Annotated in this window: 7 protein-coding genes and 1 tRNA gene; 4 read left to right on the top strand and 4 right to left on the bottom strand. The window is 36.4% G+C overall.

The annotated features are described in order from the left end of the window. The first annotated feature begins 12 nt into the window (after window positions 1-12). Window positions 13-525 carry an iron response transcriptional regulator IrrA gene (irrA, locus tag ACFIKO_RS00130; RefSeq protein WP_375619288.1) on the top strand — a complete coding sequence of 171 codons (513 nt, stop codon included), beginning with the start codon at window positions 13-15 and terminating at the stop codon, window positions 523-525. Between the two features lie 46 nt (window positions 526-571). Here the strand turns inward: irrA and ACFIKO_RS00125 are convergent, their stop codons facing one another. From ACFIKO_RS00125 to ACFIKO_RS00110, 4 genes are all read right to left on the bottom strand, one after another. Beyond that, entirely contained in the window at window positions 572-1,132 is a 561-nt protein-coding gene (locus tag ACFIKO_RS00125) for an SH3 domain-containing protein (RefSeq protein ID WP_026500127.1), read from the bottom strand. Between the two features lie 1,330 nt (window positions 1,133-2,462). Beyond that, window positions 2,463-2,696 (bottom strand): 30S ribosomal protein S21, encoded by a 234-nt coding sequence (gene rpsU / locus ACFIKO_RS00120; protein ID WP_273717519.1) that lies wholly within the window; start codon window positions 2,694-2,696, stop codon window positions 2,463-2,465. A gap of 186 nt (window positions 2,697-2,882) precedes the next feature. Next, entirely contained in the window at window positions 2,883-4,556 is a 1,674-nt protein-coding gene (locus ACFIKO_RS00115) for a formate--tetrahydrofolate ligase (RefSeq protein WP_375673025.1), read from the bottom strand. A gap of 654 nt (window positions 4,557-5,210) precedes the next feature. Beyond that, a tRNA-Arg gene (locus ACFIKO_RS00110) sits at window positions 5,211-5,287 on the bottom strand. A gap of 367 nt (window positions 5,288-5,654) precedes the next feature. Between ACFIKO_RS00110 and ACFIKO_RS00105 the strand changes: the two genes are divergently transcribed. From ACFIKO_RS00105 to pgi, 3 genes are all read left to right on the top strand, one after another. Beyond that, window positions 5,655-6,794, top strand: coding sequence for an efflux RND transporter periplasmic adaptor subunit (locus ACFIKO_RS00105; protein WP_375619290.1), 1,140 nt, complete (start codon window positions 5,655-5,657; stop codon window positions 6,792-6,794). Next, window positions 6,791-9,925, top strand: coding sequence for an efflux RND transporter permease subunit (locus ACFIKO_RS00100; protein WP_375673024.1), 3,135 nt, complete (start codon window positions 6,791-6,793; stop codon window positions 9,923-9,925). The genes ACFIKO_RS00105 and ACFIKO_RS00100 overlap by 4 nt, the downstream gene beginning before the upstream one ends. A gap of 188 nt (window positions 9,926-10,113) precedes the next feature. Next, a complete protein-coding gene (gene pgi, locus ACFIKO_RS00095) occupies window positions 10,114-11,778 on the top strand; it encodes a glucose-6-phosphate isomerase (protein WP_375619292.1) in 1,665 nt (554 codons plus the stop codon). The last annotated feature ends 211 nt before the right edge of the window (window positions 11,779-11,989 follow it).

Here is an 11,989-nt window from a genome sequence, read left to right as displayed (position 1 = left end):
TGGGTTTGTAATATGTCAGTAAGTGCAGACGATTTAGGTATGAATGAAGAACAACAGTTCACAAAAGAGTGTGGAAAAATTGTGCAATATTATTCCATTTCGATGTTAGAAAAACGTTTGCGTCAAAATGGTCTGCGTCCAACACGTCAGCGGTTGGAGCTTGCACATATGATTTTTTCTCAAGGAAATCGTCATATTACTGCTGAAGAGCTCTATGAGGAAGCGGGGAGGGCAGGTGTACCTGTATCTTTAGCAACGGTTTATAATACGCTTCATCAATTTACGGAAGCGGGATTGTTACGGATTATTGCCGTAGAAGGCTCAAAAACTTGGTTTGATACCAATACCTCTGATCACTACCATTTTTATATAGAAGGCGAAAATCGTATTCTTGATATTCCTTACAATTTGGAAGAAGCTCCCATTATTAGAAATTTGCCTAAGCCACCAGAAGGTATGGAAATTTCACATGTTGATTTGATCGTACGATTGAAACCAAAAAATCAATCTTGTGATAGGCAGTGAGGATATTCAATGAGGAATAAAAGTTAAACTTGATAAGTTTGAGTATTCACCAACCTTTTACTTTTTCATCAGGATAGATTCCCCATAACTGGGGTTGCTGAAGCCATCCGCGCGTATTATTAATGTTTAGTTCGCACCATTGTCCATCACATTGGCGAATATTACCAATGACATTAGGTTCTACTTCCGCCACAAGTTCTGCGTTGTCGGTGGGGTTTTTTCGTAGCATCAGCCTTTTTGTTTTATCTTTTTGCCATGGAATAGTTATAGCAGTTCGCTTTCCCGATAAAAGCGACTGATACACCCACCCCTCATCGCCTTCTGCATCACGAATTTTGCGCCATTGATCATATTCTTGAATGATTTCAATAGGTAAGCCCTTCTTTTTGTAGGTAAAAATGATAGAATAGTTGCTTCCTGGTCCGACGCGTACATTAACGCTGGTGGGTTTAATCGAAGCAAATCGCGGAAGTGGTAAACCGCTGGGCCCTAAATTTTGATTAAATGTTTGTGCGTGCAACAAATGAGGTGAACCCAATACAATGACTGTTGCTATTAAGATGCATGATGCGAGTATTGAAACGCGAAACCAACGAGAATTTTGCACACTGAACTCCTTTATTTCATCATATATTGGAAATTTAAAATCTGAAAGATAAGACGTGAAACTGATAAAAATTATGACATATCGCTCGTTAAAGAGATCTAAACAATGAAAAAATTGTTACGAGAATAGCAAAATAAGGAAAACAAAAGTTTGTATTTTTTAGTGCTTATATTGTTTATGAGGGGATAAATATAAATAAACACTAGATTTTTATGTAGCTGTACGCGTGATAAAACAGTAAAGTACACTGGAGACATAGCAGTTTTTGTACAGGAAATTAGGGCTAAAGTATTGCATCTCTTTTCTGAGTTTGTTTCTCGAAGTAAAAGTACATGTATGCATATTATGAACAAAAAGCTATTTAATAAATAAGTTATCATGTGGCTTGAAAAGAAGTTTTGAATGGACAAAATAATACGATGAATAAAACATTTAAGCTTAAAAATATGAGTAAAATTATGGGGTAGATTAATATATGAAGGGCTGATTTTAACAGGACAGTTTTTCGTGATAATCCATTTTATGAAATTTGCTATACTATAATTTTATGCCATGATAATGCTTATTCGTATGGTAGATAAGCTAGATCCATCATACCATTTACCAGCTCTCAACGTTACGTAGTTCTTATTAATTATGGCGTTCATAAGAAGCATTTTTATTTTTTTCTAACTTAGTATAGAAGAAAGTTGAATGAAATAGAAGGGCTTATTCAATACACTTATGGGGGTTATTACATAAGTGATGAATAGAAAAAATTTATCAAGAAAAAAGAAGCTGTAGTGCAGTGGTTGAGATTCATCATCGTTTAGAGAGACAGAGTCAAGAAATATAAAAAGTTATAGAATTATATCGTTTTGTTACATAACTGAAGGGAAAGAGGATTATGCATTTGATATCATATTTTTAACATAATCGCATATTGCGATAGTTACTTTTGTTTTGCAATCTGATCTAGGATGTTTGAAAGATATAGAATATTTAATGACAAAAAAAGAAAATCATCATGAAATTTGTACATAAAAAAAGTTATTAAGAGATATCCGGAAGGAGAAAAATTATAGCGAAAAGTGATAATAAAACATCTTACACTCAATTTACATAGGAACAAGTCGCTTAAATACCTAAAGTGTAGTTTGTTATCTGTTTTTTGAAATATAAGAGTGAAAAAAACACTCCTATGACAGAAACCGTATTATTTTCAGATAACTAACATATTAGATAACATTGTACACAAAAAAACCACACACAAGCAATTTATTGCAATCACCTATGAAGATAAAATTCTAGAATCTTATTATCTACTACTTATGCACTTACATAAAGTATATTACTTTACCGCAACAGTCCGTCCGTTACTAACAAAACCTTCTCTTTGCGCACGCTTACGAGCAAGCTTACGTGTACGACGAATAGCTTCAGCTTTTTCACGAGCACGCCTCTCAGACGGCTTCTCATAATAACTACGCATTTTCATTTCACGGAAGATACCTTCACGCTGCATCTTTTTTTTCAACGCACGGAGCGCTTGGTCAACATTATTATCACGAACGAGTACTTGCACTATCTATCCTGCTTTTTTCAGTGTCATAAATGATAGGAAAAACCTACGTCCTTTTAAAGGCATATCCAAAAGGACAAGCACCTATATCATATAAATAAGACATTTGTCTATATTGCTTTTTAAAATTATATTCTTTTTGCAATAAAACGCTTTTTATAATGAATGATAGAATTTACGGTTATAAATTTATGAAAGTCCTTGTATTTGATCATTTTCGTCAAGCTGAATTTTTTCAGCCGTGGGATAATGGGGTAGTCCCGGCATGGTCATAACATCTCCACAAATGACAACAATAAAGCCGGCTCCTGCGGAGAGACGAACTTCTCGTACGGGAATTTCAAAATCAACAGGAGCACCATATTGCTTGGGATCAGAAGAAAAAGAATAAGGTGTTTTTGCCATACAAATAGGGTAGGTGCCAAAACCTTCTTTTTCCCAAGATTCAAGTTTTTTGAGAATAGGGGCTGGGATGATGGCGCCACGCCCACCGTATAGCTTTGTTATAATACAATTAATTTTTTGAACGAGTGGAATATTATCTTGATATAAAACTTTAAAATGAGAATGTTTTTCTTCAATCAAGGTAACGAGTTCTTGTGCAAGTTCTATAGCGCCTTTTCCACCTTGTTCCCAATGCTTACAGATAATAGCTTTCTGTCCAGTTGTTGCAACTATTTTTTGTAATGTTTTTATTTCAGCGTCGCTATCGCTGTCAAAATGATTGATAGCCACAACACAAGGAATACCGTAGTGCTCCATATTTTTTATATGTCGTAAAAGATTAGCTGTTCCTTTTTCTAAAGCGGTGATATTTTCTTCTGTCAGGTTATTTTTATCCACACCACCATTCATTTTTAATGCACGAATAGTTGCGACGATCACTGTAGCATTTGGTACAATACCTGCTTGCCTACATTTGATATTGAAGAACTTTTCTGCTCCAAGATCTGCTCCAAACCCTGCTTCTGTGACAACATAATCAGCAAGTTTTAAAGCAGTTTTTGTTGCTATAACTGAATTGCAACCATGGGCAATGTTGGCAAAAGGTCCTCCATGAACGAGAACAGGATTATTTTCAATTGTCTGTACGAGATTGGGTTGTATAGCATCTTTAAGAAGAACTGCCATTGCACCTTCCGCATTGAGATCAGAAACGGTGATGGGCGTTTTATCATAACGATAAGCAACAATAATTTTTTTGAGTCTTTGTGTAAGGTTTTCTAAATTTTCAGAAAGACAAAGAAGCGCCATAATTTCTGACGCAACAGTAATATCAAAACCTGTTTGGCGTGGAAAACCATTTGTTATGCCCCCCAATGAAATAACAATATCGCGCAATGCACGGTCATTCATATCAAGAACGCGTTTCCAAACAATGCGACGTGGATCAATGTTTAGAGTATTTCCCCAATAAAGGTGATTATCTATCATTGCGGCAAGAAGATTATGAGCAGCTGTAATAGCATGAAAATCACCGGTAAAATGTAAATTAAGGTCATCCATTGGAACGACTTGCGCATAACCACCACCAGCAGCACCACCTTTTACACCAAAACAGGGACCTAAAGACGGTTCTCTCAAGGTAGCTATTGTTTTTTTACCAATAAGATTAAGAGCATCACTTAGTCCAACTGTTGTTGTTGTTTTGCCTTCTCCGGCAGGTGTGGGATTGATAGCTGTGACGAGTATAAGTTTACCATCTGGATTTTTATCAAGCGATTTTATGTATTCAGAAGAAATTTTAGCTTTATCATGGCCATAGGGAATGAGATTTTCATGTGAGATACCAATTTTTTGTGCAATTTCAATAATATGCTGCTTTTTAGCAGTGCGAGCAATTTCAATATCTGTTTTAGGCATGGAAAAATTCTTTAAACTTATCTTTTATTAATGTTCGAGATCTGTACCCCATGGATTAATTAGAAGAATTCATAGAGAACAGAAAGTGTTAGGATATCATAGAAGTCGATGACATGCTATGCAAGAGATAATGCTAAAGAAGCACGAGAAGAGTTTCTTTGCTTTTAAGCAGTAAAAATATGTTTAATTCAATTAAAAATATCTCGAAAAGAAGCTTTGGTTTGCAACAAAATGCTAATGATATTAATGGATACCATAAGTGTTTTATGGCGGCACATCTGAAGTCCCTATTAAGATGGGATTGCTAGGAATAAAATATCCAGAAACATCTAGTTATGGAAAAATTAGAAATAAGCACGCAAAAAATTATCTAACTGATTAAAGAGTATAATCCGGAAGAGACTAAAAACAAGCACATAGATCGAAAAAAGAAAACAACATACGCTGCTTATGCAATCGTTATGATTATTAGCTAATAAAAGCACCTTGGAGCTGAATCGAAGGACTCATAACATCTTATTCTAGCAAAATGGCTAAAGAAACGACTGACAACAGAATAAAGTAACAAAATACAAAAAACAAAGATAGGCAAAAATAAATCACAAAATAAAGAATTTAAAGAGCCTGAATTTATAAGAAGATATCATTGATAGATGGCGCACCCGAAGAGATTCGAACTCCTGACCCCCAGATTCGTAGTCTGGTGCTCTATCCAGCTGAGCTACGGGTGCATACATTTCAGTTTTTTACATTATCTATGACAAAGGGTTCCTAATCGTTTCATTAAAGAAATGCAAGTGAAACTTGGATAGTAATAAAAAAAAACTCTCTTTTTTATGAGATATTTTAAAAAAGGATATAATATATTATGGTTTCAGTTGGTTTTGATATAATCATTTTTTGTTGTGACCGTACAAAGCAATATGAACGATAGTTAACTTGACGTTTTAATCTATGAAAGATAGTCAAGCAAAGATGAGATGTGTTTTTTGCGGTGGGGGGTAAGATGTATACACCCGCTGTTTGGTTTTTGTGTAAAACGCCGATATTACTGTTGAAAACTATTTCAGATGAACATGACACAGCAAGGGTGGATGTATGGCGTTATTAAAAAAGAGCTTTCCGTTGGTATTTTTAATCGTCGTTTTAACGGTTACTTATTGGGCTGGAAAAAAGAGTGCAGAACAACCCATTTCTATGGTAGATAAAACAAGAGTATCGTATAAAGCTTCAAAGGAAAAAATGGGAAGACCACCGGCGAATGTTGTTGTTGATCTTGTAAAAGTTCAAGATTTTTATGAACAACTTAACGTTCTTGGGAGTGGAAAAGCTCTTGCAGAAGTCGATCTTACCCCTTTATCCTCAGGTGTTATTGATAAGCTTTTTGTATCTGCTGGTACAAAAGTACAAGTCGATGATGTGATTGCAAAGCTTGATTCTAAAAAAGAGGAAATAGCGGCTGCAAAAGCAAAAGTACAACGTGATAATAATGCATTAACGCTTTCGCGCATTCTTAAATTACGCGCCAGCAATACAGCAACGGAAGTCCAAGAAATTACAGCACGTTTAGAGTTGGATAACGCAAATTTAGTTTTGCGTAATGCTGAATTAGATCTCGATCGGCGAACAATTCGTGCACCGATTCCTGGAGTTGTTGGTATTTTGCCCGTTGATGTGGGGAATAACGTGACCCTTAATACCGTAATAGGGCGTATTGAGAATAGAGAACGTATTTTGGTCGATATATGGGCCCCTGAACGATATGTGTCGCGCATCCATAAAGGAGATGAGGTAACGGCAACATTAACTGCGCAGCCAGACAAATCTTTTGTTGGTCATATTTATGCGATTGATAATATTGTTGATCCAGAAAGTCGCACGCTTCATGCTCAGGTTGAAATCAATAATGAAAAAGATATGCTCATGTCTGGTATGTCCTTTTCTGTTGTATTGCAATTTCATGGTGGTTCTTTTCCTGTCGTTAATCCTCTTGCGGTTCAATGGAATAGTAAAGGGTCATTCGTTTGGCGTGTGAGAGAAGGAAAAGTAGAGTCTATTCCCGTATCAATTATTCAGCATAAAGCGGATCAGGTTTTCGTGAAAGCTCCCCTAGAAAATGGTGATCAAGTTGTTATTCAAGGGGTGCAAATGCTTTATCCAGGAAGTAAAGTAACTATTGATGACCCAAAGTCCCATCAACAGCAATTATCAGCGGTTTATGGAACGGATATACAATGAGCCAAGAATTAAGCACAAAACAGCCTATGTCAAAGGTGGAGCAAGGTGGTCTCATTGCCTTATTTATTCGCAGACCGGTTTTTACTTTTGTTTTAAATGCTATGATCATCATTGCAGGATTTGCAGCATGGTTGAATGTTGATGTAAGAGAATTACCCGATGTTGATACTCCAGTAACAACGATTATGACGATGTTTTCTGGTGCGTCAGCAGAAACCATTGATCGTGAAGTAACAAAAGTTATAGAAGATGCTGTTTCTCGTGTTTCAGGTGTTAAGACGATTTCTTCAACATCTTCTTTTGGACGCTCTCGTGTGCAGATTAATTTTAATGTCGGTGTTGATTTGAATGTAGCGGCATCTGATATTCGTGATGCTCTGTCTCGTATTGCTTATTCTTTACCAAAAAATGCAGATTCTCCTTTGATCATTAAAGCAGATTCGAATGCTGCTGCTATGATGTATTTGGTTGTGACGTCACCAACAATGAGTATTGATGATTTAACAACGATTGTAAATGATCAGATTGTTGATGCAGTTTCTGCTGTTGATGGTGTTGGTGATGTACAGGTTGATAGTGCTCGCACAAAGATTTTTCAGATTGATATAGATCAAGCAAAACTTGCAAGTTATGGATTAACTGTAGCAGATATTTCACGTGTTCTTGCTGATATGACAACGGATGTGCCAGTAGGATCATTACGCAATTCTAAGCAAACTTTAGTTGTCCGTGCCACTGCACGTTTAACAACACCAGAATCTTTTGAACAAGTTGTTTTAAAGCCTCATGTGCATCTTGGTGACGTTGCGCATGTTACTTTATCGCCGGATATAGAAACGGTTATTCTTCGTATCAATGGAAAGACAGGTATTGGATTAGGTATCGTGCGGAAAGCACAATCCAACACGCTTAATATTTCTCAAGGTGTAAGAGCCGTTGTTGATAATCTCAAAAGTATTGTTCCTTCTTCTGTATATATAGACGTTATTAATGACGATGCGATTTTTATTAAAAGTGCCCTTCATGAGGTTGAGGTTGCGTTGGTCATTGCTATTTTGAGCGTTATTTTAGTCATTTTTCTTTTTCTCAGAGACATTCGTGTAACACTGATACCTGCTTTATCTCTTCCCGTTGCCTTGATTGGTACCATTGCAGCTATTTATCTTGTAGGGTTTTCATTGAATATTCTCACATTTTTAGGACTTGTTTTAGCAACAGGGCTTGTTGTGGATGATGCCATTGTTGTTCTGGAAAATATTGTTCGATGGCGCAATATGGGGTTAGGTGCCAGAGCTGCAGCGGTGTTAGGAACACGTGAGGTTTTTTTTGCTGTTGTCGCAACAACCTTGACTTTAGTGGCTGTATTTGTTCCTATTTCCTTTCTTCCTGGGCAAGTTGGAGGGCTTTTTAGAGAATTTGGTTTTGTTTTGGCAATTTCTATTTTGCTTTCTTCAATTGTTGCCTTAACGCTTTGTCCCATGTTGGCTTCACGTTTTCTCAAAGAACATATTGAGGAGAAGGAAGAAAAGGCCCATCATTTTACTTTTTTATATAAATTAGGTACTTTTCTTCATAAGGCATATACTTACAGTTTGCATAAGTGTTTAGAAAAGCCTTGGTCTGTTGTTTTTGCTTCACTTATTTTTGCGGGTCTTTGTGTTGGAGGCTATATGAAGCTGAAACAGGAATTAACCCCAGCAGAAGATAGGGCTCTTATCTTTTTGGTTATTAATGGACCACAAGGTATTTCAACACAATATTTGAACGAGCAGGTAGAGCAAATTGAAGCAAGTCTAAAGCCATTACGTGATGCAGGGGAGATTGCTAACAGTTACTCTATTGCGGGTATTGGTGGTTCACCCAATACTGCTTTTTTGGTTTTATTGCTTTCATCTTGGGATGAACGTTTACGTAGTCAGCAAGAAATTGTGAAGGATGTTAATGCAAAGGTTAGACAGTTTCCCGCAGTTTTTGTGTTTGCTGCGGAGGGGAATTCTCTAGGTGTGAGAGGAACTGGGCAAGGATTACAATTTGCAATTCTTGGCAATGATTATGCAACACTACAACCCATTGCTGATAAGCTGGTGAGTGCTTTACAAGATGATCCGCGTTTTATTCGACCACGTCTTACTGTTGATGCAACACAACCACAATTTTTTATTGAAATCAATCGAAAAAAAGCTTCCGATTTAGGGATTGATATCACCAATTTGGGCGATACATTACAAGCAATGTTGGATGGTAAAAAGATTGGTTCCATTAACGTGGATGATCATTCTTACGATGTTAAATTGATATCGCGTAAAAATTCTATGAAGAGTCCTAGTGATTTAGAAAATATTTTCTTAAAGATTAAAGACAATCGATATGTTCCTTTATCGGTTATTGCGCATTTACATGAAAAAGCTATCGCTCCCCAATTAAAACGAGAAAAACGCATGAGCGCTGTTATTTTAAGCGCAAATCTTGCTCCAGGTATCACTTTAGGGGAAGCTTACCAAACTGTACAGAAAATTGCTTCTCCTTTGTTATCGAAAGGAATCTACGTGGTTCCCCTAGGAGAAGCTGAAACGCTTAATGAAACATCTTCCAATTTTATGATTGTTTTTGGCATTGCCTTTTTGATTATTTTATTGATTTTGGCTGCTCAGTTTGAAAGCTTTATTTCAGGATTCATTATCATGGCTACGGTCCCATTAGGGATTGGTTGTGCTGTGATTGCTATGCTATTAAGTGGTGTGAGTCTTAATATTTACAGCCAAATTGGACTAATTTTGTTAATTGGCGTTATGGCAAAAAATGGTATTCTCATTGTTGAATTTGCAGATCAATTACGAGATCAGGGAAGAAGCGTGCGTGAAGCCGTAGAAGAAGCAGCAAATATTCGACTTCGTCCAGTTTGTATGACAATGATTTGTGCCATTTTAGGAGGTATTCCTTTGGTTTTAGCCAAAGGTGCTGGCGCAGAAGCTCGTATAGCTTTAGGTTGGGTTATCGTTGGTGGTTTAGGTTTAGCAACTATTTTTACGCTTTATGTCACACCGGTTGTTTATCTTTTTTTGGGGCGGTTTATAAGACCGAAAGCAGAAGAAGATTTACGCTTAACAAAAGAACTCAATCAAGTTAAATGATGTATTCGATAGAAAAGATTTTAAAGTTTATTCTTGTAAAAATATCATTTTCGGATCTTATCCTTTTATTTTGTATATTTCTTCATTTTTATGTGAGCAGTGAAAATAGCGAGCAATAAAGGAGACGCTTTCTGCTTTGTTATGTTTTGGCATAGATTTCATTATCAATAACCGTATAGGATAAGCTTATGGGAGATAGCTTTTCGATTCGAAATGAAAAGGCTTTTGAAGCTACATTAAAAGCTTTAAGAAACCATGCCGCAAAGGATGGGGTCTATGATATTCGTCGACATTTTGTAGAAGATGAACAGCGTTTTTCCCATTTTTCCCTCAGACTTGATGATCTTCTTTTCGATTTTTCAAAATGTGGTGTGACATTTAAAACATTGCAACTTCTAGATGATTTAGCTGTCGCAGCAGATGTGTTAAGCCGGCGTGATGCAATGTTTTCTGGTAAGGCGATTAATACAACTGAAAAACGCTCAGTTCTTCATATTGCGTTACGTTTACCTGCTGATGAAATTTTCATGTTGGATGGTCATAATCTTATTCGCGATATTCAAGACGTCCTTGAAGATATGGAAAGATTTTCTGAAAAGGTACGTGATGGCAGCTATAAGGGAAACAGTGGCGAGAGAATAAGTGATATTGTCAATATTGGTATTGGTGGTTCTGATCTTGGTCCTGCAATGGTCACAAATGCTTTAAAACCTTATCATGATGGTCCACAGTGCCATTTTGTTTCTAATGCTGACAGTGCCCATATTTCTGATACTCTCTCTATTTTGAATCCAGCAACAACTCTGTTTGTCATTGCTTCTAAAACTTTTACAACGGCTGAAACAATTGTAAATGCTCAAGTTGCACGTCAGTGGATTTGTTCACATTTAGGAGAAGAAGCCGTTGGTACGCATTTTGTTGCTGTTTCAAGTGCGCTTGATAAAGTAGCAGAATTTGGCATAGATTCCACAAGGGTTTTTAAATTTTGGAATTGGGTTGGAGGACGTTATTCAATTTGGTCCGCCATTGGACTTGTTGTTATGTTTGCAATAGGTGGTGGAAATTTTCGCCAATTTCTCAATGGTGCATTGCAAATGGACCAACATTTTAAAACTATGCCTTTGCATAAAAATATTCCTATTCGTTTTGCTCTTTTAGGATTCTGGCATCGTGTTATTTGTGGTTATTCATCACGTTCTATCATTCCTTATGCACAGCGTTTAATACATTTTCCAGCTTATTTACAACAGCTTGATATGGAATCAAATGGTAAGCAAGTTTCTCTGGATGGAAAACCATTAAGTTTTTCAAGTGGTCCGATTGTTTGGGGGGATTCAGGGACAAACAGTCAACATGCTTTTTTTCAGCTTCTGCATCAAGGAACAGATATTATTCCTGTAGAATTTATTTTATTTATAAAAGGGCATGAGCAAAATTTACATTCTATGTATGAGATGTTGCTAGCAAATGGTTTAGCACAATCAAAAGCATTGATGAAGGGGCGTAGTATTGAAGATGCTCGGCATATCTTGATAAAAAATGGAGTTGATGAGGGTGAAGCAGATCATTTAGCACTTCATAGAAGTTTTAAAGGAAACCGTCCCAGCATTACGCTGGTTCAAGATTTATTAACACCCTTTGCTCTCGGTCGTCTTATTGCGCTTTATGAACATCGTATTTTTGTTGAGGGGATTTTAATGAATATTAATTCATTTGATCAATGGGGGGTTGAACTTGGTAAAGAATTAGCAAATGAGTTGCTACCAATTCTTCGTGGAGAAAGTAAAGCGGATAATCGCGATAGTTCAACATTAGGGTTGCTAGCACATATTCAAGAAAGACGTGCAAAATAAATATAATTTGACAGTAGGTTTTGTACTAACTAAGCAAAAGTAGAATGAGAGAGAAATATGAGATAATTCTCTAACTTTACTATTCATTCTCTTATTATCTGAACTATATTTATGTAACAGAAAACCAAAAAGTGAAAAATTGTAATAATGAGAATTTATTCGCAAAAACGATAAAGAGCTTTGAAAAGTCTTGAAAACCTTTTGAAAAATG

The organism is Bartonella sp. TS82HLJMH, from assembly GCF_042193495.1.
GTDB classification, from domain to species: Bacteria; Pseudomonadota; Alphaproteobacteria; order Rhizobiales; family Rhizobiaceae; genus Bartonella; species Bartonella grahamii.
The sequence above is the reverse complement of the archived record's forward strand: the minus strand, read 5'-3'. Positions and strand labels throughout refer to the sequence as shown.

Coding starts and splice junctions, on each gene's coding strand:
- ACFIKO_RS00100 (WP_375673024.1), top strand. CDS start 6,791: ATGAGCCAAGAATTAAGCACAAAACAGCCTATGTCAAAGGTGGAGCAA.
- pgi (WP_375619292.1), top strand. CDS start 10,114: ATGGGAGATAGCTTTTCGATTCGAAATGAAAAGGCTTTTGAAGCTACA.
- ACFIKO_RS00115 (WP_375673025.1), bottom strand. CDS start 4,556: ATGCCTAAAACAGATATTGAAATTGCTCGCACTGCTAAAAAGCAGCAT.
- ACFIKO_RS00105 (WP_375619290.1), top strand. CDS start 5,655: ATGGCGTTATTAAAAAAGAGCTTTCCGTTGGTATTTTTAATCGTCGTT.
- irrA (WP_375619288.1), top strand. CDS start 13: ATGTCAGTAAGTGCAGACGATTTAGGTATGAATGAAGAACAACAGTTC.